Source organism: Psychrobacter sp. YGAH215 (assembly GCF_007280595.1).
In the GTDB taxonomy this organism is placed as follows: Bacteria; Pseudomonadota; Gammaproteobacteria; order Pseudomonadales; family Moraxellaceae; genus Psychrobacter; species Psychrobacter faecalis.
In genome coordinates, this window is the sequence record NZ_VKLR01000001.1 from 1 (window position 1) to 24,160 (window position 24,160).

10 protein-coding genes and 2 pseudogenes are annotated in these 24,160 nt (G+C 44.2%); 6 read left to right on the plus strand and 6 right to left on the minus strand.

All coding sequences use genetic code 11. The features are described 5' to 3' along the window. A partial coding sequence (locus FOR85_RS00005; RefSeq protein WP_144296159.1) for a transposase occupies positions 1-257 on the minus strand: 257 nt, incomplete at its 3' end. Positions 258-1,323: 1,066 nt separating this feature from the next. Then, entirely contained in the window at positions 1,324-1,809 is a 486-nt protein-coding gene (locus FOR85_RS00010) for a hypothetical protein (protein ID WP_144296160.1), read from the minus strand. A gap of 254 nt (positions 1,810-2,063) precedes the next feature. Between FOR85_RS00010 and FOR85_RS00015 the strand changes: the two genes are divergently transcribed. After that, positions 2,064-2,738 (plus strand): hypothetical protein, encoded by a 675-nt coding sequence (locus FOR85_RS00015; RefSeq protein WP_144296161.1) that lies wholly within the window; start codon positions 2,064-2,066, stop codon positions 2,736-2,738. Between the two features lie 291 nt (positions 2,739-3,029). Here FOR85_RS00015 and FOR85_RS00020 read toward each other — a convergent pair whose 3' ends face one another. Then, positions 3,030-3,773 (minus strand): zinc-dependent peptidase, encoded by a 744-nt coding sequence (locus FOR85_RS00020; protein WP_144296162.1) that lies wholly within the window; start codon positions 3,771-3,773, stop codon positions 3,030-3,032. A gap of 96 nt (positions 3,774-3,869) precedes the next feature. Continuing rightward, positions 3,870-4,862 (minus strand): RhuM family protein, encoded by a 993-nt coding sequence (gene rhuM / locus FOR85_RS00025; RefSeq protein ID WP_144296163.1) that lies wholly within the window; start codon positions 4,860-4,862, stop codon positions 3,870-3,872. Between the two features lie 640 nt (positions 4,863-5,502). Between rhuM and FOR85_RS00030 the strand changes: the two genes are divergently transcribed. The 5 genes and pseudogenes from FOR85_RS00030 (at position 5,503) to FOR85_RS00045 (ending at position 20,445) form a co-directional block, all read left to right on the plus strand. Continuing rightward, entirely contained in the window at positions 5,503-8,910 is a 3,408-nt protein-coding gene (locus FOR85_RS00030) for a BRCT domain-containing protein (protein WP_144296164.1), read from the plus strand. 2,189 nt (positions 8,911-11,099) lie between these two features. Then, positions 11,100-11,438, plus strand: a pseudogene (locus FOR85_RS12705) (HEAT repeat domain-containing protein); the annotation flags it as partial. 4,929 nt (positions 11,439-16,367) lie between these two features. Then, positions 16,368-16,455, plus strand: a pseudogene (locus tag FOR85_RS12710) (acetolactate synthase small subunit); the annotation flags it as partial. A 372-nt stretch (positions 16,456-16,827) separates the two neighbouring features. Continuing rightward, positions 16,828-19,014: a hypothetical protein gene (locus FOR85_RS00040; RefSeq protein WP_144296166.1), complete on the plus strand. Its 2,187-nt coding sequence runs from the start codon at positions 16,828-16,830 to the stop codon at positions 19,012-19,014. Positions 19,015-19,017: 3 nt separating this feature from the next. Next, positions 19,018-20,445: a reverse transcriptase family protein gene (locus tag FOR85_RS00045; protein ID WP_201590779.1), complete on the plus strand. Its 1,428-nt coding sequence runs from the start codon at positions 19,018-19,020 to the stop codon at positions 20,443-20,445. Positions 20,446-20,643: 198 nt separating this feature from the next. Here the strand turns inward: FOR85_RS00045 and FOR85_RS00050 are convergent, their stop codons facing one another. Both FOR85_RS00050 and FOR85_RS00055 read right to left on the minus strand, forming a co-directional pair. Then, on the minus strand, positions 20,644-21,759 hold the full coding sequence (locus FOR85_RS00050) for an AraC family transcriptional regulator (protein ID WP_144296167.1): 1,116 nt from the start codon (positions 21,757-21,759) through the stop codon (positions 20,644-20,646). Positions 21,760-22,047: 288 nt separating this feature from the next. Next, complete coding sequence (locus FOR85_RS00055; RefSeq protein WP_144296168.1) at positions 22,048-24,129, minus strand: hydantoinase/oxoprolinase family protein; 2,082 nt, start codon at positions 24,127-24,129, stop codon at positions 22,048-22,050. Positions 24,130-24,160 lie beyond the last annotated feature (31 nt).

Below are 24,160 nucleotides of genomic sequence, written 5' to 3' on the forward strand. Positions count from 1 at the left end.
ATGTCGCGCTCCATAGTGAGTCGCTTAACCTGCTTACGCAATTCTTGTAGCTCGCGTTGTTCATCCGTTAAAGCGTTGCCGACTTTAGGTGCTTGGCCATTCGTTTCTTGTCGATACTGACTCAGCCATTTCTGCAGGGTGGATTTGCCAATGCCAAGTGAGCTTGCTACATCAGGTATTTTACGCTTATGCTCAGTCACTAAGCTGATGGCTTCAAGCTTGAATTCTCGGGTATATTGATTGCGATTGTTGGTCATACTAGTTTCCTTCTTTGGGTTATTATAACCTCTTAGAAGCTGTCCAATTTTATTATGCCACTACAGTTCTGTGCAAATTTGGAGATGGCAACTTAGTGCTTCAGATAAAAACATCTTGCGAGGAGTGATAGATATCAGAAGACACTAATGAATGCTTTATTGATTTGAAAGGCTCTGTGGGCGAATCAGGGAAGAAGATATTATGACTTGGTTAGTTATGACACTCCTAAGTATAAAATGTATAGAAACCAGACTCATAGTCAAACTAAATAGGACTATCAGTATTAGAGTCTACATGCGCTCTTGGCAGTGATATAGGATAAGAAGCATCAAATAGGGTTTTAGTATTTAATGTCAGCTGTCAATCTATGAGTAACAGTATCCTATATATAGACACGTGACAGTTGACTACATTCAATACGTTGCAAGAGCATTGGCACCAAAGATCCAGTTGATTAAGTTAATAACAACCGAATGATAGTAGATTTGGCTTTTAGGTGACGATTAAGAATGAGGGACTGGATAAAGTGCTGATTGGATATTCTGACAGATGTAGCCAGTATGATGGTGACACGTAGAACAAACTCATCAAACAGTTTAGCTCTGATGAGCTATAAAAGTAACTTATCCTACGATTTGAAAGAGGTTGTTAGCTATATTATGAAATGTACCAAGTTTGAGTACAAGCATACTAGATGTCAAAAGGATTCCACATATAGTTGATAAAACAGATTCAGTTAAGGTTTGCCATAGTGACGATTGCAATGATTACTTAGCCATGACATGTACATTATATTTGAACGGTTATTAACTAAACTGACTGTTATTTATGACATAGACATAATCCCATGAACTTATTGTACGGTAGCCTTAGTTTAACATAATATACATTATGCGAAAACAGACCAACGGTCTTAAGAGTTATGTACACAACATTTTTATCTAACTTCATCTGTCATAATTGTCGTTCGTTTCCAGCCAAACTTAAACATCTACAATATTCATCTTCGCATTTAATATTAATACCAGCACCGACTTTAAAATTCATTTAAAACCTCAGCGCCAGCTAACGACAATGCTCTAGCAAATACTCGCGTAAAGATTTTCCATCCTTATCTAGGATGACATCCGTCACTTGGCAAGCCACGTCATGACCAACGCTTTTACATGACAGTTCATAATACACATCATCGCCTTGTGCCAAACTGACTTGCACCAATCCTTGCTCGGTCACTGCAAATTGCTTATCTTGCTCATAATCAGGATCTTGCGAACTCCATAAAACATCATAACCGATATGACAAGACATTTGCTCTCTATCAAAATAATCTCGCTCAAGCTCCATGGCTGCTTTTAGCTCTTGACTGCCATATTGGTGCAAAACCACTGGATAATCCTGACCCTGATTATCGATATCTTGTTGGTACATATCTGCGATGGTCGTGACTTTCATGGCAAACGTCGTCTGCAAGGCTTCTGTTAGATTGGCGGTCGCAGACATGGCAAAAAACCCTATGATTAACATCATGATAGAAAATATGGTTTTCTGCATGGCGCTCTCCATCGGCTACAACATACTATGTATTATATTCATAAAAAGAAATATAAACCATCATTTTACGCTATTATTATGTCAATTAAGCTTTTAAACCAAAACCCCGTTTACACAGCAACATTATCAACTTTAGGCAGTTATGAGTACTATTGATAAATAATCGCTACTGATAAGCGAACACCGATGTAAACCAGTAATAACCTAGGTTTCAAGCTATTCTAATTTTAATAAGCTACGATAAGGATATTTTTATGAAGGCATCATCTCGTCTTAATATTTTTCAGTCAGGTTTGTATAAATTAACCACTGCTGCGTGCTTTGCTTCCATACTTTTCGCGACTGGCTGCTCATCTTCCGCTGAGTCTAGCGTCAAAATACCCAGCCAACAAAATGGCAACACCTCAGCACCCGTTGTCTCCGATATGAGCCAGCAAACGCTTAAGCAGCAAGCTTTACGTATCCATCGAGCCCTAGCGAACAACGACTTTGCGCGCATTACCAACGACATTCATCCGACGCGCGGCGTGCGTTTTTCCATGTATGCCTATGTGCGCCCTGAGACTGATAAAGTCTTTAGCCGTGAACAATTCGCGCAGTACTTACAACAAGCCAAAATCCGCTTTACTTGGGGTGAACGTGATGGGTCTGGTGAGCCGTTAGTGATTCCGCTCCCAGAATACTTGGAAACGTGGGTCGATGGCGATACCTATAACAATGCCAGTATCAGCGTTAACGAGTTTAAGCACAGCGGCAATATGATTAATAATTTAAAAGAAATTTATCCCAATTCTGAGTTTGTTGAGTTTTACCATAAAGGCTCAGAGCAATACTCTGGGATGGATTGGCGTATCCTACGCTTAGTGTTTGATGAGTACCAAGGCAAGCGCTATTTGGTCGCTATCGTCAATGAACAATGGACGGTTTAAATAATTTTTAGATACAAAAACAAGCGCTTACAGTCATAAAAGCCAACAATAATGGGCAGTGTGATTAAATCAATACACTGCCCTTTTTATTTGCTTTTATTGCTATATATTCACTTTTGATTAGGGCGTGTCCTCAATTCAAGCGCTTGTATCTAAATGGGCTAAAAATGGCTAAATTTTATCAAACATCGTCAAATAGCTGACTAATATCTCGATATTATTTGCGCTATTTTCCTCGTTTGACGGCAATTTATCTCATTTTTATCACCATTTTTAAAATGAGGACACGCCCTAGAGCGGCGTTTGGCGAAAAAACTTCACCATTATGTCGTAAATATCAGGGTAAGCATCGACCAGCTTTTGCGGCGTCTCAAAAAATACTTCACTGAGTACCGCGAAGAACTCCGCTGGATTGGTCGCGCCATAACGGTCGAGACCTGATTTATGATGGCTTTGAAAATCCTCAAAGTCTCGGCTCATAATCTTGGTCCAGCGCGCCGGATCCATATCCGGTTGCAGCGGCGGAAAGCCGTTGGCGCGCCCATTTAGCATATCAAGCTTATGCACAAATTCATGAATGACCACGTTATGACCATCGCGCTCGCCTGAGTGTTTGGCATCCTTCCACGACAGAATGACAGGCCCGCGCAGCCATGCTTCGCCGCTACGGTGCTGACTGCCCTCATGGACAATCCCCAACTCATCGACAGTGGTGGTTTCGCTTTTATAAGAACCTGGATAAATAATAATGGCCGACCAGCCAGCGTACCACTCAAGGTTTAGGTTTAAAATAGGCAGGCAAGCTTGTAAGGCGATAGATTGCTTGACCGCGTCGGTAATCTCAAAACCCTGTGCGCCAGTAATCGACTTATCCGCCAAAAATAACGTCGCCAGCTCAAACAGACGTATTAGCTCATCCTCATCTAGCCTATCAAGTATCACAATACGCTTAGCCGCTTGCAGCCAGTCAGCATGGGTAAACTCGCTGTTGTCTAATATGCGCTGCTCGCGCCAGTCTTTTATGATGCTAAACATAGTGAGTTTCCTTTAATTTTGGCGTTAGATTGTGCTTTTTATTATTGGTGTTATGCGTTTTAAGGGGTTAAATCGTGCTGACAATAAACCTGTTTATCAAGATTCTAACGACAACATATTCATAATCAATTTAATCAAGGTTTCTTTTTGGTTAGGGTCAGACTCGGCAACCAACAAGGTTAAAGCAGCAAGCCCGGTGTTATTGATGACCATGTCACCTTTATCATTGAGCAGTCGATTATTCCGATGCAGAAAATCTACAAACAGAAAAGCGCCGCTGCGTTTATTGCCATCGGTAAAAGGATGATTTTTGACCATAAAGTACAGCAGATGCGCCGCTTTACTCTCGATGGTCGGGTATGCAGGCGCGCCAAACACCGTCTGCTCTAAATTACCCAGCACACTGTCCAAGCCATCACCGCGAGGCTTGGCAAATAGCTCAGTCGCCTCACCTCTATCTATCAGCTGTGCTTTCAAATCCGTCAGCGCTGCCATTGCCTCAGTTGGACTGGGTAAGATACCGCCCTCTTGCCCTGCGGGATCGTCAAGCAAGCCTTCATCATAGCGCTGTAACCATAAGAATGTCTGTGTATAACGGCTGATAATCTCAACCAAGCCGCGACCTTCATCGGTTTTCAGCTCGGGACTTTGCGCGGTTTTTCGAATTAAATTTAACGCTTGTTGTAGCTCGCTTGAATTTTTATCAAAGCGCTCATGATTGAGCGTGTAGCCTTGGACCAAGTATTCACGTAAGCGCTGCGTTGCCCAGCGTCTAAACTGCACACCTTGAGGGGACTTGATGCGATAGCCTACTGAGATAACCACATCTAAGTCATAAAACGTCACAGGGCGATCAGAATTTGCAATATGCATTTTTTGCATATTGCTTTTTTCAGCAATTTCTTCATCGTTGATAGCATTAGCAATATGACGCGAAATCACGGATTGATCACGACCAAACAGCTCAGACATTTGTGCTTGCGTAAGCCAGACCGTCTCTTGCTCGAAACGTACGTCAACCTGTGCCCGACCGTCAGGGCTTTCATATATCTCAATGATTGAGTTATCGTTATTTTCAGCCACTTTCATTGATACAGCCTCTATCCTTATATAGATTATTTCGCTAAATACAGTCTATAGTTTAAATACACTGATAGTAATAGAGATAACAAAAAACCCAAGTCAACATATACTTGATGACTTGGGTTTAGTGGTTTTGAATAGCATCATAGCGATGTCTAATTCGGTGTTGTGTAATCTACCTCATAACCTGGTACATGGAAGACTCACTGGACTGCACCTAGATAGTGCCCCTAGTGCATTAGCTCAACCACGATTGCGTGGTTGCGCCAGCGAGCTAATGACACTAGGGGCACTATCTAGGTATTAGCAGGACTGAAACAGTTTTCCTTGGGTAAAATGTAATGGCTTGACTCGTGGACGACGCAGCATCGTCCTTCACCGAAAACGGCGAAACGCTAAATCTCACAACATCCCTATTTTGCCTTAATCCTAATCAGTCTGTCAATCAATCTTTGTTCAATATTTAGGTTTTTTGAGGCGTATGCGTCATATAGTGTCGCGCATTTCTACTTATTTATTGGCGCGTCATATAATGTCGTGTTTTTATTTTTTATTAACAAAAATTCTTGATATTTATTCTCAAATAAGCTTTTATATGCTCACAAACATCATTCGCTGACCACATTATTATTTAAGGCAAACCTCTATGAGTCTGTCGTTCGAACACATTCAGCACGCTTGGCAGGTACAAGACCCAAGCTTGGTCGAAAAGCTTTGTTTATTAGCCCAGCAACCTGATCCGTTATCTGAGTCGACGATAGCAGATGACGAGCTAACATTTGAGCGATTTTTAAATAAGATCCTAAGTTATTCGTTCCGTCAGCAACATCCTGAAATACAGTTTGCAGAACGTGTGGCAATGATAGCAACTGTAGAGTCAGATGAAGGCACTTATTCTCTTCCTGATCGCTACAAAATCTACTTAATATTAATAGCACTTTGGGACGATGGAAGTACCTATTCAAGAGCCATTTTAAAGCAAGCCATCAATAAGTTGCCCTTAAGTTACGGCGTTTGGCGCGGGTTAAAATACATTTATAAAGCAGCTGAGTATGAGCAAGATTATGAAATTTTTGCGCCTATCGCTGCCAAAGTAGACTTACATCGTTTTGATCAAAGCGCTCGAGATTCTGTCAGTCTTGCTACCAAAACCTATATGAGCCTTAGGGCATGGCGTTATCTGCGGAAACTTGGTCAGCAGATGCCAGCGGGCTATATTGAGGCAGCCGTTTCTGTGCTTGCCAGCTATGATGAGACCATGACCGTCGGTCAATTGCCACAAATCAATAGTTGGGTGCTCAATCACATCTGCTTTCACAATTCAGCAGATTATGGCGTCAATCGCTTTCATAGCCACACACCGCGCAAGTTATTTGACAATAAAGGTCGGGCTTTTAAAGAAGCGTGGCAACGAGATGCTGAACCGCTTATCAGATTATTGGCAACAGCGAAAAACGAGGCCATACGGCAATTTTCGACAGATAGCTTAAAGCATGATTTTAAGATTCAGATGCGTGATGTAAGCTGTGAGACTATTCAATACTTATCGGCAGGCTATGCACACAGTCAAGCGCGCGATGAGATGATTGTATGGCTGATTGAGCAATCACCACACTTTGAGAAGTCTAAATTTGTGCCGCTTGGGTTACATGAGGTGGTACTCAAGTTATTACATTCGAACCATTCTGCCGCTTATCAATATGCCATTGACTATGCCAAAAGCTACGCACAAGCACTACCGCTATCAGAACTAATGATGCTTGCTGTGTCAGATCACGAGCCTGTGCGCAGCTTTGCAATCAATATTATTTTAAGCCGTCATCCTGTCAATGATATTGGGGTGTCAGGTTGGGGGCAGTTACTAGATACATCTTATCATCATAGTATTGCAGCTGAACAACTTAGTAAGCACTTCACGCGCCGTGATCTGACTGCTGAATGGTTTTTTGAGCGCTTGATCAGTAATCAGCGTTACAGCACGCGCTTTGCTATACGCAGACTGCCTGAGCTATACAGCGCACAGGAACTTGGCGTTGAGTATTTTATCCGTCTGGCAGTACAACTGGATACTTCCACAGATAGTGACAGCAACTATCTGTGCATGAACTTTGCACTGCAAGAGCTCAAACGTCTCGATCTGAGCGTAGTGGATACTAATGTATGGCAGTATCTATTACTACATCCGCTGGCTCAACAAACAATCATCGATTGGATTAATGAAGATATTTTGTCAGCTGGCAAAATACAAATGCCCTATTGGCACGCTCTTGCCTATGAGCCTGATTGGCATAGCAGTAGAGAAATTGCACAGCTGAAAACCTCTCCCTATTTTACCCATTCGCATGACAATCTAGGTATAAGCAATTCAAATGTAAATACGGTCAAACAGTGGCAAAAAGATCTGACCTTTGATGAATATTTAGCTGATACCGTGCGTGGTTGGTTGGCCGATGTCCGTAGGTTTGTGCCAACTCAGTTGGGATTTGATTGGCTCATGACACTTGCGCACAGCGAGCATTCGCATTATCGAGAATTTGCGATTGAGCGCATCAATAAAGGTTTCTTGCCAGCAGATTTTGCGACCAATCAAAATAAGTTGTCAGAGGAAAACCTGTCTAACGACACAAACGCTATTCATACTACTGATGTCATTGATAATATCACTGTCGACCTAGGCAATCAGCGTTACTTGTTCACTGGCAAAATGCAAAGCATGAGCCGAGGCGATGCTGAAAAGCTGGTCAAGGCCGCAAATGGCGCGATAAGTAGTGCGGTAAATGCCAAGCTGGACTATCTGGTAATCGGTGATGACGGCTCTCCTCTATATGGCGCTGGCCGTAAAGGCAGTAAGCAACTCAAAGCAGAAGAATTAATCGCTGGAGGGGCACCGCTCAAAATTATATCAGAAACGGCATTTTTGCAGATGCTAACAGGACAATCACGCGCCGCATCCAAAGACGATACCGTAGCAGGTGCTGAGGTCTTGTGGTCGATGGCGATCGATGATCCTAACGCTCCTATCAGTGAGCTTGCGATCAGTTATCTGAGTCATCATCACGAGCAGATCTGTATGGCATTAACGGACAGACCTGTCGATCCTGATGCCATTATTCCTTCTTCCTTCTTCAGTGCCGAACGCGTCATACCATTATTGCAAAGTACACAGCAAGCGCTGCGCAATTTTGGGATGTTACTCACAAAGTATGAGCTGGCCAAATGGTCGCCAACACCTGCGCTGTGGCTGATAATAGCAGAATCGCCTTATCTTGAGGTGACGCAGTTATTACAGCAAGCACTATTGGCAGCACCCTCTGTCAGCAATCGCACCTACCATGTGCCTGTAGAGCAGTTCAATGAGACCATTCTCAATGCATTCATTGGCAGTAAAAAACGACTGGCGCGGCAGCTTGGTATGACATTATTGCAGCGCCATCGTCAATTTCAAAACCCGCAGTCTCTCTATATATTAAGTCAAAGTGCTGATCGTGAAGTACGCTATTCAGCAGTAACCATGCTTTGGCAGCAGTACAAAGCGCGTTATGTTTCACCACATTGGCAGCCAGCAGACCAGTATGATAAGACTGACACAAAAACTACCACATATACTCAGCCAAACGACTGGTCAACCAATCCACCTGCTGACTTAAATCAGTTATTAATGCTCTTGCGGCGCGGTCTGTTTGAGCTGCCACCAGGAAGATTGAGCACCCCTCAAAGTAGCGAGCGACCAAGTCTGGCAAAAAACGAACAAAGTCGTCATACCAAGTATGGGAAACGCACTGATAAGACAAATGAGCTAGCAGATCAGGAGCAAACCCTCTCACATAAACCCATACCTGCCAGCCAAGCAAAGCTGGCATTGATTGAAACATTCCGTGATGTGGGATTAGCGGATGAACATTTTGCTACGCTGATCATGCCTTTGTTGTACACCTTTACCCATTCTGCAGGCAAGATGGAGCGTCATGCGTGTTTGGTCGCAGTCACGCGCTTATTGCATCGCTATCCCAAGCTATCCAACCATTTACAGCCAATAACAGCGCGCTCAAGTTAAAAAGTAAGTAGCAAACAAATAAGAAAGATGATCACACCATACGACGCCATTTCAACTGAGATTAGATCATGAAAACAACCACACTACCCTATTGGGGTCAAATCATAGGGTTGGTCAGTAGACAGCCTACGACTGAGTATGCGACGCAAAAAACCACAAAAACAGCCGCGCTACCAGTAACGCAAGGCCGAAGTTTGTTTATTACTCGCAAGCCATTGGATGCTGAAAACAGCACTGAAACCTTGTATCGACTCGATAATAGTGGTGAGCAAGTAAGCTTAGCAACCGCTGCCTTGCCTTGTGCCATGGATGCCATCACGACGTCAGATGACACTATTATATTACTTGGCTGTGACGGGAATTTATATCAGACAGATTGGCAAGGAGAGACAATTCATAAAATCAGCCAAGAGTCGCTATTCACGAGTATTACTGGGGTTAACGATAAATCCTTATCAATGAAGCGCAGCCCACAAGCAATTGCTATGGCCACGTTGCATCAAGCTATTGTCGTGCTGTATCCGAATTACATAGTCGTCTGTCCGCTTGCTGGTCATACTTCTTCAAAATTATCAATGCAGGCGATGGTTAATCAGATTGTTGTGCAGCCTTGTACTGACAATAAAACTCAAAAAGCCACTGCTCTTGCGGCATCAAGTGATGGTAAATGGCTGGTAATAGGTGACGATCTTGGTAATGTCAGTAGTTATCAATGGCTAAATAATGCTGATATGAATGCCAGTGGCCAACTAATACAAAGTAGTAGTAAGTTACTACATCAAGGCCGTGTCAATGCATTATGTTTTGAGCCTATTGGTCATTATTTCTTTTCAGCAGGCGCAGACAAACAGCTTTATCGCACGCATGTACAAGGCGAGCTACAAGCAATAGATAGAGCCAAGTCAAGCCAGCATAGTCAGATGATTACTGCGCTTTGTGTCTCGTATACGCGCCTATTTACTGGTGCTGATGACAGTAGTATTAAGTCATGGGCGTTTGATAAAGGCCAACCAAATACTTGCAAAGATGACCTCAGTAAAACGCAGCTATTGGTATACACAACTTATGCAGAAAAACCGGCACTGTTGGCGGTTGGGTCAGATCAAAGTTTACGTTTTTTACCGATTGATGAGACGCAAAATAGCAAGCTGTTCACCGTCGCTACTATCATTGAAGATGGATACCATCGACTTCAGCAGCTATTAACTGACAGTAGTAATAACAGTGAAGCGGCATTTTTGGATGGTATGGCATTGCTTGAATCACAAGCGAGTCATCAGACGATAAAGTTGGTTGGACACCTGTTAGCAGATCGTGGCAATAGCTTGAGCACCAGCCATGCTTTGCAGTTAGTACGTTGGCTAGCTGGCACGACACTTGATACGCGCTTACCGATACTCGAAGAGCAGCTCAACTCACCACGCGGCAGCAGCGTCCGCCTTGCTGCTTTTGAGGGTCTGGCTATCGCTGCCACGCATACAGCAAGTCCTCATGTACTACCTGCCTATTTAGAATACGCCCTTGGACGCGCTAACGAAGACATCGTTAGCGCTGCGCTACAGAACTATCTAAAAATTGCCGTTCATGATGCGGACAAACAGTCTCGTATTTTACCAATTTTTCAGACAGCTTTATCGCACTCCATGTTGCCTATTCGTCGGCAAGCCTTGGCATCACTTGAGCACTTACTGCCTGATTCCAGCCCAAAAGCAGATTTTATGGCTTTAGATAGCCGCTACCCTGACACTATTCAGGCAGGACTGATTCGACTCTATCAGCGCGGTTTGTTAGACAACCCAGAAGTGTCGCGCCAGCTGATGTTGCTACAAAGCCACCATCAAGCCGAAGTCAGACAAACTGCCTTTTATGCCGCTTTATTAGCGCAGCCTGAGCTTATAACTGCTTTAAAGCAACAAGCCCATGCCCAAGAAGACGCTCAGCTACTACGCACATTGACCGACTTTGATGATTTTCGCTTATTGCGCGGTACGGCCTTTGATAATGTAGAAGCCGATAAGCGTACGTCTGATCATGATGCGCTATTAACCATTTCCATAGGAACACAGACTGAATCTCAAAACAAAAATGCGACTGTGGTCACCAATCAAAGCGCGGCAGATGAAAGCTCTGACATCAGCCTTACGTTAAGTACACAAAATTTTTCTGCCTCAACAGCGCAAAAAAACATCATGGATAAAAGCACCACTCAAACGCCAAGAAAAACCGTATCAAAAACCACTAAGACAGTAGTACCGCATCCAATATTGAGTAATTCAAGCCTTGAGCCTTTATTACAAAACCTGAGTAATCACTACGAAGACATTAGTTTTCGCGCCGCCTATGCACTTGCCTGCTTAAAGGATGAGCGCGCATTTGGCACCTTAATACGGTTCATGCATCATGAGAATGATGCGTTCATTCGCGCAGGGGTCGCTGCCGCCTTAGGACATCTAAAGCTAGCTGATGGTAAAGCCATTTTACCCACCTTGCTGGATGATAAGGACGCAAGTGTGCGCCAAGTCGCAATGAGTGCCTTAGGTAAGCTCGTCAATGATGACTTATCTTGGGTGTCGTTTGGCTTTGCTTCAAAACACCAAGACATTCATGAGCGCGCGCTTGCGATATTACTGACACAAGTGCTCAATGATAAAAAAACGTCATTCGACTCATCAAGTATGAGCAATATACTAGAGCAAGCACTTAACAACCCTTTTACCAGTATTCGCTTAGAAGTGGTAAAAGTACTCCTCAATCGAGCGCTTGAACGCGTTTCCAAAACTGCAATCATAAGCATGATTGAGCAGCTACAGCACAGTCTGTTTGAAGATGTGCATCAAGTGGCACTAGAAGAATGGCAGCGGTTACTGCTACAAAGCGCATCAAAATCAGCTGTGACACCGGACAGTGCAGACACATATCAAGCGGTTATGACGTTACTGTTTGCAGATAATTTTGCTAATGTTCGCAAGCAAGCGTTTGATACTGCTCTTAAAAATAGCAAGCGTCTCGGGCTTGACGATCTGATGTTGACCGCGCTTGCCAGCCCTTACCTTGATATCAAACGTTTGACACTTAACTATTTACAAACAAAAGCCAGCACTCAGCAGCTGCGTGCTTTAATGCCTGCCTTAGTCACTTTATTAGCCGACGACAGCATGGACTTGCGCCAACAAGCATTAGAGGTCGCTTTGACGGTGGCTGATATTGGCATTTCGTTCAATCCAATTAACCACGCTAATACCGATAGTGGCAAGAGTAATAATATAAATCTGAGCGATCATGAGGCATTACTCACCGCAGGATTAAACAGCCCTTACCCTGATATTCAGTTGACCGTTGCTAAATTGCTGGCAAGACAGTCTCATATCTACCCTGAACCACTAAAAACGCAGTACGAAGAAAACGCTTATACAGTGTTTGCACAGTACCTGAATAAAGAGATGCCAGTAGTCGCTAACGATAAGAAAAACAATGAGGATTACAAGCAGTGGCATCACCATATCACTGAGGCGCTGGCAGGATTGGCAACACTCTGTGATCCTCAAAAATACCACGCTTTAGACTGGTATGCGCGTTACCTACATTATCCCGATGCAGATTTTAAAGCACTTGCGCCCAAGCTCATGTACATTGCTTCCGCACAAGATGCTGAAGTGGCTGACGTATTGGCCACATGGCAAAAAGACGAGCGCCCCCTCATTCGTCAATCAGCCAGTTTGGCATTGGCGGTTTGGGGAGATAGTCGCGGCCAATACTTTTTTAGCAATACATCAACCAATGTATCGAGCAGCAGCACTCGTACCAACGACAGTCATAGAGATAGTCTGCGCCATCTTGTCGAGCCTATTGGCGCTATTGAGTGGCTACAAGCGCGTGCAGGTTTGGGTATTACTGAGGCACAGCAGTTGCGTGCTTTATTTGATACTCAATACTATGCGCCAGCGGCCAGATTATTACTCATATTTGATGCCTTAGTATCACAATCAGCATCGCCGCTTATGCGACCTGAGCGTTTGATTGAGACGCTTAGTTTTTCAGACAATGAGACTGCCGTTGTTTATGCGCACGTATTGGCACGCTTTAATTTACCCCTGATATCCAATTGGCAATACCTCAGTAAATACCTCTCTCAGAAGATTGATAGCATTTTGTCTGCCCACCCAAAGATACTGATATTATCATCAGAGACAAGTAGTACAACTGACGCACGTGCTAGCATAGTGAGTACGGTCAATGTTGCAAGCTTGCAGCAATTTGCACACTTGACCCAGCACGAGAAACCTTTGATACGCGCTCAAGCGGTGGCAGTATTAGGCAAGTTGTCTCGTCTACTGACGCAGCAACCTTATGACGATGAGGCACAAGTATTTAATATCTTACAAGAGTGGCAACGCAGTATCGAGGCGTTACTTCAGCGTCATCACAGCTCAATGGTTACCGATGATATCAGTCAGCAAGATTTAAGCAGCAGCGACATTGCCCATAGCTACCAGACACTTGCGTTTGGCGCTTGGCTTGGTGTGATTCGTGAAAGCGACAATGACAACAGCAGCACTGAGCAAGCAATTCGCGGACTAATGTGGCTGACCAAACAACCTTTGGCATCAATCACAGATACTGCATCTGCCGACAGCAATCAAGCTAGGACTATCGATTGGTCGGACAGTGTCAGTCGTGCGCTGTTACCGCTACTGCACCGTCCTCATATCGTGACGCGCGAGCTGGCATGGGATTGCTTGACTAAGCTACCTGTGCCGGCGTCAAAGCTGGCAGAGTATGCAATGAGTACGCCTTATCGTGACATGGTCAAGCGCGGTTTGCATTGTCTGATTGATAGTAAGGATGAGGCCATTGTTAATAAACAGCTGAAAGAATTACTGCTCACCAATCATCAGTTGCTGGCTGAAGAAACTTATCAGCTATTAAAAGAGCGTATGGGTCATCTGCCCGCCAGCTTGATGGCACTGCATACCGAGAGCTTACCACTTTTGCGCCAACTGGTTAGTGAGTGGCGTCAAGTCACGACTCGCGCTTCCAATTCGGCCACCACAGCTACGACGGTAATGGATACTTCTAATCAGGTGCTATCAGAGCAAGCGTTACGCCAAGACAAGCTGACCTTTTTATTACAAGCGCGCCATTGTCACGACTGGCAGGCACGTTATCAGGCCTTTATGCAACTCATCGAGTTTGACGAGGTATTGTTTACCGATACCGCGTTTAATAATACAAAGCTTAATGATACTGGACTCATTGACGAGCTATTCACCTTTTTGATGGACAGCACAAATAAATACGAGCAGGGACAAGTTTTATCGCTTATTACTCAGGTATTGCAGTCTTGCAAGCGTGTGAAAGCGGCGACGCATAATAATAATGTCGATGAAGCTTTTGATAAAAACATTGTTGAGCAAATTGTTGAGCAAGTGGCTCAGACAGCCTGCAAAAAGCTATTGGACTTGCTAGATAATCCAACACTCAAACTGTCAAATGCTGACTTGTATCAAACTATTGGTACGCTTCGTGATACACACATGGCAGCACCTTTACGCCACCGCTTACAAAAACTGTTTGAGCATCCAGCACCGCACTCACATAAAGAGCGCCAGCAGCTATTTGATGCGCTTGTAATGATAAGTGGCTACGATCAACCCATTTATGATTATTTGGATGAGGACAAAGATTTGCGCTGGCTACAACGCCAGCATCCAAGAGATCCTGAAGCACTGCTGTCTTTATTCATCTTGCTCCTTCGCTATGCCGACTATACCCATGCCGCTCAACTGTTAAAATCACTGGCATGGATACCTGCGATATGGACGCAAGATACTGTTATTGATGAAGATATCGCCGATAAAAACGTTATTAGCAAAAGCATGACCAAGGAAAATGAGGATATTGCTGTTCGTATTGATAAAGCATTGGCATTGTCTTATGAGCAACTGCCTGCCAAATATATCCAAAACCTGATCGAAGCCGTCGCTTACCGTGCAAAAAAACGCAAAAATAATGCAGGCGTCCTGAAAAACATACTCAAAAAGGCGCTATCAAACAAAGAGGCGTCAATACCATTTTTGGCAGCCGAAGGTTTGGCGCTTTGCGGCAATAGTGAGGGTTTAAGCACCTTAATGGCGAGTATGGATTACCATACCGATGGTAATATTCGTCGGCGTAGTGTGCTTGCCATTGGTGAGATGATGCATGTTGATTCTCGCACTTCCATACAATTATCTGACGCTCAAGCGACTGACATAACGCATACGCTATACAAAGCTTATGATAAGTTAATCAAACTGGCTGAAGATAATGAGCATTATCTGCAAGACGTGGCTTGTGAAGCATTAGGGCATATCGCGCAGGGTGGTGAGTTTGAATACAGCGCGCAGATTTTTGCTTTATTAACGTCACAGTTATCAGACCCTGAATTACAGCCTTACAACCCAGCTATCACTCACTGGTTAAATGGGTTACGTTGGTTGAACACCAGCAATGCTTGGGCGCAAATCCGCAACCACATCCAGCGACAGTTGCATGAGCAGTTACTATTTGATCCGCAGCAGCATGCCATCTCTTTATTATCGCATCATGATAGTGAAGCAAATAAAGACCTACTGCTAGATATTCTCAAACAATATAACGATCAAGAAGAAATACTGGAAACCGCTTATACGGCGGCACAAAATCTGTGGGGCAACCGTGCTGATTACATTTATCCCTATGACTGGGCTGCGATACAAAATTCAGATGAAGACTTTGCAATTCTAGCAACGCCTAGCCTAAAACGCATCGTAACGTATAGCAGCATCGACATGCTGGCGCCTTTCATCACTGAGCATCTTCATCAGCTGCCCGCTCAGACGATTACTATCTTACAAAATGCGCTGTTGGCAAAACAGGATATGAGTCGTTCAACGCTACACAGCTTGATGAAAAGCTCTGATGCGCAGATACAGCAGGTAGGCCTGCGTTATTTAACGCAGTATCCTCGCGAGTATCTTGATACGCAGATGCAGATTGACTGTAAGCAATACTTCATCACCGCGCAGCATCGATGGCAATCTCTAATAGATACTGTCATCGCGCGCCCAGCGATGTGCCAAGACTATTTGTGGCTGACTGAGGTACAACAGGTAGCAACTACTATTACCCATCTGCTGTGGATCACATGCCGCTACAGCGTACCTGATAATGCCCTATTTGACTGGTTGAGAGATCAGCTAGCCTCACCTGTCATCAGTAGCGTAACTGCGCTTGCTACTGCTGTCAGCCAGTATTGGCAGCAAGCCTTATTAGGGCTGCTGGCAAGGCAAGCGAGCGACGATCATTTGCTGAGCGACCTAGTGCCTACGCTTACTAATTTAGCAAACGAGCAAATAGCATCTTTGGCGGCAGATGACAAAGTTCTTCTATTTACCTTACTTGAGCGATTAAGTGCGCAAGATGCTCAAGTAAACAAAATAAATGAAGCAGGTGTGTTGTCGCGATTGGTGGGCTTGTTCTCACAACGTGGTGATAATATTGAGACACTCAATGTAACGCCTCAGGCAGATATAAACCAGCCATTACTGGTAGCCATAAAAGCTAAGGATGCCGCTACGTTATATGAATATGCACAGGACAATCAGGTGGAGATGTCACTACGGGTACGCGCCATCGAAGCACTTGGGCAGCTACACGACCCTAACATTGGCACGTGGCTTAATGCTCTAATGCAAGCACCTGCTGATGCTGATGCTGATGCTGATAGTCACGCTGACATTGATATTCAAAAGCTGGCTTACAAAGTTTTGCGCCGCTGGCAACGAGGATTGACACGCGCTCAGCAAAAGCGCCCACAAGTGCCTAACTTAAATGTAATGAGAACAACACATTTACAGGCTATAGATAATCAACGAGATCAGGGCGAAGGACAGCATCATGACCAATAATCAAATCGACAACTTAATTGAGCAAGAGGCCTCAGAAATCAGTCAAGATGACATGCCAACAGGTAGTGACGACATTAATGCTAATGGCATGACGATGCAGCTGAATTATGCCGCGCCCAGTCATGTGAGCTTATCTGCCGATCAGCAATCTACCCACAGCCGACATGTGGCGCTGTTCACACAACTAGATCGCGATGCCGTCAGCTTTCATGGCACGGTTAAAGATCCGCTGGTTTTTCGAGATAGCTTACTTGCCTTATTTGATGTGGTCAGTAGTGACTACCGCTATGTTCCCAAAGATCGCGCTGCCTATGCCGTTTTTATGCAAATGCGCCGTGCCAGTCGTCATAAGAACTTATTTTCTGCACAGCGTGATTACTTCACCTGGCTGTTCAATAATGACCCTTTAGCCTTTTGTCTTCTTGATCCTATCATTCAAGTGCATCAAGAAGGCGTTAGCTTTGAGGTGTTTAGCCGTGATGAAGGCTGCTATGCGCAATTAACCTTGCAGCATGATTTATTTGAAACAAACTCTGCACCAGTGCTTGGTACCACCAGTATTGATTACAGCAGCGCTTTATTTGATGGTATCGAGCAGATTAGTGATCACCAAACAACCCTGCTAGACATTGGTCAAGAGGCGGTACATCTACAACGCTCAGAGCCAGCAGACACATCAGACGCAGCAAGTAACGAAACCGAATCTGCGACCACAGTGAGCGAGGTCATCGAAAAATGTATCAATGTACCCAAAAGTTGGATACGCGCACTATTGCAAGTACAGTCTGCAGCTCAATTGGCACACGAACGAGTTGATCTTGACCCTATTGCTTTGTACAACGTTTTATTTGAGCTACGTATGCATGCCGATATCAAGGGCAAGCGCCGTGGTTTATTAATCGAGCTGATACCGCAGCAGCTGCCAGTGATAATTTTAGAGCCATTTGATATAGCTGTCACCAGCCAAGTCAGTCGCCAGCAAACCCCGTATCAAGGACAAAAATCCAAGCTCATCCGCTTATGGGGTCGCCGCCGCCTGAGTTTATTAAAGCGCTTGTTGCCGTATGCCGATACGGTCAGTGTGTCGCTGCTTGGACAAGGGATGCCAAGCTACTGGACGCTCACTGGTAAGGGTTTTCATTTTACCTTTGCCATGACAGGATTTAGCCAAGCCAACTGGTCGCAATCACTAAATTTTGATTTGTTATTGCCCAAGCGCCCGCAGCAAAATGCGCTAAATAATGAAAACCTTAACAACGATGATTTATTACCGCTAGTACAAACGCTTGCGGAGCAACCGAGCCGTATCGATACCTTGACCAAGCATTTATCGGCGCAGCGTACATCAGATAACCCTATTACAGCCAGTCAGGTACGTCAGCAATTACTATCTGGCGCTCAGCAAGGTTTGATTCGCTATGATATGGCCAACCAGTCTTATCATTATCGCCCGTTGACGCAAACGCCTCTCGATATGTCGCAGTTTGCGCATCATAGCGAGGCAGAAAAACAGGCATTTGACATAGTTGGTCGTGAAGATGGTGTGCAGAATCTAAACGTACAGACAGTGGTAGGACAAGGCGTCTCCATCAGCGCTGATATCCATGTAAAAGAAGATCGTCGTACTTATCAAAGCCAGTTGCAATTGGGCGAAGATGGGTTGGTCAGTCGCGCCGTGTGCAGCTGTCCACAGTATTTACAGCATCGCCTTAGCCAAGGCATCTGCGCGCATCTTATCGCCCTGCGTTTAAGCTACCATCAATACGACCACACGCAGACAAACAGCAGTTATGACACGCGCACGCTTAGTAAACGGGTACCCAAACAGCAAAAAAGTAAGGATCAACAAAGGCAGAAAGCAAAACCATTATTTGCTAAAGAGACAGATCAATCAATGTTGCCCACCAGTGATATCTTAGATTTATCAGCTCTTGCCCAAGGACTGCCATCAGATGATATGCAAGCAAAGCCTTCAACAAATAACTCTACTGAGCATACCATCCGCTATGTGCATTTGACCTGCGATGATAAAAAAGTGCTGATCGAACAGATCATCGATGATGACAGCACGCGTCAGCAGTTCATATTCAATCAGCCTGCCGCCGCACATGCAGCGTTTTTACAACATCTTGCCAGATTTGAAGCCAAAGGCTTTATCGAAAATAAAGGGGTATAACCCATGAGCACAACAAACAATCAGCAAACCGATTACATTACCCCTGCGCAGACTATGACCCCAGCTGAGCGTCAATGGCAACAACTTTGGCAAGACATTGAAAACGCTGGCGGGCGTTATCAGTATATCCAGCAGCAAATGGTACAGCATGGGTTTATGGTCGAGCGTAAGCCCATAGATAACATGTCGCCAAAAGAGCGTGAACGCTACAAAAAGTCTCTTAAGAAAGAGGCGGCTGAAGAAAAAAACCTCAAAAAGATAGCATGGCAAGCTTATAAAGCACAGCATATCGTTTATCTTGGGCGCCACATCTATTGGTCAGATGATACCAGCATCGACAAGTGGGATACCAAGGATGCTAGCAATCGACTCATTGAAAATAAGCTACCACTTATCAGCAAGCATACGCAATTGGCAAGTGCTGTCAATCTGACGGTGCCGCAGTTAAAAGGCCTATGCTATCAACAAGAGGTGGCTAGCAATATTCCTTACACACACTTTACCATCAATAAGCGTAACGGCACGCCTAGGCAGATATGGTCGCCTATTCCTCGACTCAAATTTGTCCAGCGCTGGATTTTAGAAAACATCCTAAACAATCTGATGACTCATGGCGCCGCACACGGGTTTGTCCGTGGTAAATCTATTGTTACCAATGCGACCGTGCATTGTAATAGCGCATTGCTTATCAAACTGGATGTAAAAGACTTCTTTCCTAGTGTGCATTGGCGCCGAGTCAAGGGTGTGTTTCGCCATGCAGGCTATCCTGAGCAAATAGCCACGTTGCTGGCTTTATTGTGTACAGAATCACCAAGACAGATGGTGCAGCAAAATGGCAAAACGTATTATGTGGCGCTCAGCGATAGAGCATTACCGCAAGGCGCACCAACCAGTCCTGCCCTAACAAATATCGTTTGCTTAAATCTTGATCGTCGTCTGACAGGACTGGCGGAAAAAATAGGTCTGCGCTATAGCCGCTATGCTGATGATTTGACGTTTAGCTTGCCAGCCAATTCTACCAGCATTAAAAACGCCGCCCAGCCGTCTGATCATAACCATCTGATTGGACAGTTATTAGGCTCTGTGCATAAAATTTTGCAGGAAGAAGGTTTTATCTTAAACAATGATAAGACGCGCGTCATACGTATGGGTAATCAGCACAACGTAACGGGCATGGTGGTCAATGGCGAAGGTGTGCCACGCGTGCCACGCAAAATAAAGCGCATGCTACGTGCCTCCCTTCATAATCTAGCATTAGGGCAACCTTTACGTGAGGGCGAAACGCTTGAAACTTTATCAGGATATGCCGCTTGGATCGCTTCAGCGGAACGTGAATTGGGGGAAACGTACTTAGAGAAACTTGCGGTGCTACAAGACCAGGGTAAGCTTGTCGAGATAAAGGGCAATGCCGCCACAGTAAATACTCATTAGAGAAATTAAAATCATTAATAGGGACAGGTAATATTGCAAAAATAAAATATGGTTTTGCCTGTCCCTATGTTTATTAACACATTATTGTGCCACCACTTATCACTCATAGCATCAGTCATATTGTTTTTCCTTAATATACGCGCTTAGGCGTGATGTACAAATCATACAGCGCCTGTATGACGAAGGACATAACAATGGCTAACCTATGCTTGGTGTATCTCGTGGCGAATAACCGAAATGCTGCTTATAAATGCGTGAAAAGTAACTTTGATCGCGATACCCTACTCTATAAGCCACTTCATCAATAGTCACATAGCTTTTGCTCTTCAAAATATGATTGGCTTGTGTTAAGCGCCGCTCTTTTATCCACTCTGAAAAGGTATACGGCAAATCAGTGAAAAGCTTATGCAAATATCTGACGGAAAGATGGCAAGCAGCCGCGACTTTTGTGGGAATCAAATCAGGATCTTCCAAATGCAAATTCACATAGTGCTCTATACGCTTTAAATGCAACGATTGTATCGAAGACATACCGCTCATCACGACTTCCTTTGGCGCACTTAAGGTTAAGACAATCAGGTTAAGCAGTTGCTGCTCTAGTATCTTTATCTCCAAGTCGCCCAGCTGGTTGTTATGAATAAGCGCTAGTATTTGACTAATCTGAAATACTAGCAGCCTGCCAGCACCTTCATCAATCGTTAAACTACGTGCAAATTGCCGCTCTATCGCACCCATTTGAGGCATAAGTAACGCTAACGGTATTTTAATCACATACAGCGACGCTTCATACAGATGGTAAAACTCGTAAGGCAGGCTAGATAGCTCAATAAAGAAATGACCTGGTGTAGACGTTAGCTGTCGTCCTTTTTGAGTGAAACGAACGTCACCCTTGATAGGAAAAGTCATTAAAATACTGTCATCAGCATAACCCGAACTTTCTACACTGCGGTTATAGTGCACAGTGTTGGCGTGATAGTGCGAAACGCCTACGTTTAAAAGCTTGGCATGTTGCAAAAAACCAGAAAACGTATTTGGTTGCCGAAAACTTACATCAAGATCAAAGTAAGTGTCACTAATGGTTCGCTTCCAATCAAAGGCATTTAAAGTTTGCACTTTATCCTTGGTCTGTCGGTCTAATACCAAAGAGCTTAGAATACTGTTATTACTTGGTGAAGCATCTAACGCATGAATGCCACTGGTTTTTAGAAAGTAAGTAGACGTACTATGACTATCAGAGATATCTTTTTTCTGACCTGCCTGCAAGGGTTGATAAGGGGTATTTTGATAACTGTTTGGCTTTTGATTTGCATTCATCCTTGAACACTCGATATATGGTATACAACTGTACTGATATCCTACCAGTTATTGATAAATAATACGCCAATCTCAACTTATCGTAGGCTTTTGGTTTTTATAGAATTTAAAATTCTAATTGTTTTAACTGAAATTTTAAAAACTAAGTAAACCAATACCTTAGAAAAACAAGTTGAGAGTGGGGTAAATAATCGTCTTTTATATTCTAAATAAAAGCAAAAAAGGCATCACACGCTGAATCCCGTTCAACCTTTGATGCCTTAACGCAACATAAATTTTAAATGTATATCACGCCGCCCGAGTTAACTTATAAGTTCCAGTCTCATGCAGCTCTGCTTGCCATCCATCTTTAATAACCACTGTAGTGGTTGGCTCTTGGATGAGTGCAGGGCCTGTAACGACCGCACCAGCACCGAATTTTTCACCGTCATAAATAGGCGTCTCTATCCAGTCATAAGATTGATCAAACAGCATTTCACGACTACCAGTTTTAGCACGACTGATATCACCTTGTTGGGCGGGAAGTGTTGGTAGTTTTGGCTTACTAATTTTACCGATGACAGCGACTTCGATATTGACCAGCTCCACGTTACTATCACGCTCATCATAAGTATATAGCTCGCGATGACGCTGATGGAACGACTCTAAGATAGTGCTGACACTATCAGCATCTAGTTTGCCATTTGGTATCAGTACATTGCACTCATGCACTTGACCGACATAACGCATCTCCATAGTGCGTTCAATGGTGATATCGTCGTCTATAAAGCCATCTTCTAACAGTTTTTGGACACCTTGTGCTTCAAGCTCTTGTAGCTTCGCGTTGAGTGCTCGCAACTCTACATCTGGTGCAAGAATCATCATTTGAGTCGCCAAGTAATTATACTTGATATCAGAGATGATTTGCCCAAAGGCACAGAGGCATGAGGCAATTTTTGGTATCAGAATAGTACCTATACCCATCTCTTCAGCCAAAGCAATAATGTGCATGCCAGCTGCACCACCTGCACAAATGAGCGCGAAATCCCTTGGGTCATAACCCTTTTCAATGGTGATGCGGCGAATGGCATTAGACATATTTTGGTTTACGATAGCGCTGATACCAAATGCAGCATGAGCCAAGTCAATGTTTAATGGATCAGCGATGTGTGTTTGTACCGCCTGTGTCGCTTTATTTTTATCCAAGGTCACACTACCGCCCAATACTGCATTTGGCTGCAGATAACCCAATACTAAGTTAGCATCTGTGACAGTTGGCAGCTCACCCCCTTTGCCATAACATGCCGGCCCAGGAGTCGCGCCAGCACTTTGAGGGCCGACCTCTAGCATGCCAAAGGTATTGACATGACCAATAGAGCCACCACCTGCCCCTAATGTCTCGACATGAATCATAGGCACGCCTATACGATTACGTAAAAAATCAATGTCACGATTAAGACTGGTTCGCCCTGATTTTGCCATTGTAATGTCAAAAGAGGTGCCACCCATATCAACCGTGATGATATCGTCAATCCCAAAAGGACTGGCAATATACAGACCCGCTTGCGGTGCTGATGCTGGACCTGAATTAATAGCATTCACTGCCCGCTCTCGCATGATACTACCGACCGCAAGCCCGCCATTAGACTGGAAATAACGAACAGGTTGCGCGGCGCCTAATGCCTTAAAGTAGTCATCAATCTTATGTACGTACGACGCCATGACTGGACTTAGATAGGCGTTAACTAGCGTTGTCGAAGTACGGGTGTACTCTTTAATCTGCGGATAGACGTCACTACCACAGCAAACAAATACTTCTGGCATATGCTGCTCGATTAGCTCCTTTGCACGTTGTTCATGCTGCGTATTGCGTATCGACCAGACAAAAGAAATGGCAACCGCCTTGACGTCTTTTTCCTTCAATACTTTGATAGCATCGAGCACATCTTGTTCGTTCAGAGGTTCATACTCAGTACCATCGGCTAAGATGCGACCACGAATGGGAAAGCGACGATCACGAGTAGCAATTTGTGGCGCTGGTGGGTAACTGGCATCATAGCGATGCCCCTCTTCTTTATGCCCTAAGCGTATCTCGATACTGTCTTCATGACCTTTAGTACATAACAACCCGACCTTAACCCCTTTCATTTGAATCAAGGCATTCAGCGCAACCGTCGTACCATTAATACACAAATCACAAGCTTGGATAATATCTTCAATAGGACGGTTAAATTGCGTGGCTATTTGCTGTAGCCCGTTAGCAATGGCCAAGGTGCCATCTTCAGGCGTAGAAGGTGCTTTAAACAGATGCACATCACCACTTTTTTCTGCTAAGACAAAATCAGTGAATGTACCGCCAGCATCGACGCCAATTCTAAAATCATTTTTCATCAGTTATCCTTAACTTAAGTTTTTTAATAGC

Excerpts from the sequence above, each read along its gene's own strand:
- FOR85_RS00010 (WP_144296160.1), bottom strand. The coding sequence starts at position 1,809 with ATGCAGAAAACCATATTTTCTATCATGATGTTAATCATAGGGTTTTTT.
- FOR85_RS00015 (WP_144296161.1), top strand. The coding sequence starts at position 2,064 with ATGAAGGCATCATCTCGTCTTAATATTTTTCAGTCAGGTTTGTATAAA.
- FOR85_RS00020 (WP_144296162.1), bottom strand. The coding sequence starts at position 3,773 with ATGTTTAGCATCATAAAAGACTGGCGCGAGCAGCGCATATTAGACAAC.
- rhuM (WP_144296163.1), bottom strand. The coding sequence starts at position 4,862 with ATGAAAGTGGCTGAAAATAACGATAACTCAATCATTGAGATATATGAA.
- FOR85_RS00030 (WP_144296164.1), top strand. The coding sequence starts at position 5,503 with ATGAGTCTGTCGTTCGAACACATTCAGCACGCTTGGCAGGTACAAGAC.
- FOR85_RS00040 (WP_144296166.1), top strand. The coding sequence starts at position 16,828 with ATGACCAATAATCAAATCGACAACTTAATTGAGCAAGAGGCCTCAGAA.
- FOR85_RS00045 (WP_201590779.1), top strand. The coding sequence starts at position 19,018 with ATGAGCACAACAAACAATCAGCAAACCGATTACATTACCCCTGCGCAG.
- FOR85_RS00050 (WP_144296167.1), bottom strand. The coding sequence starts at position 21,759 with ATGAATGCAAATCAAAAGCCAAACAGTTATCAAAATACCCCTTATCAA.
- FOR85_RS00055 (WP_144296168.1), bottom strand. The coding sequence starts at position 24,129 with ATGAAAAATGATTTTAGAATTGGCGTCGATGCTGGCGGTACATTCACT.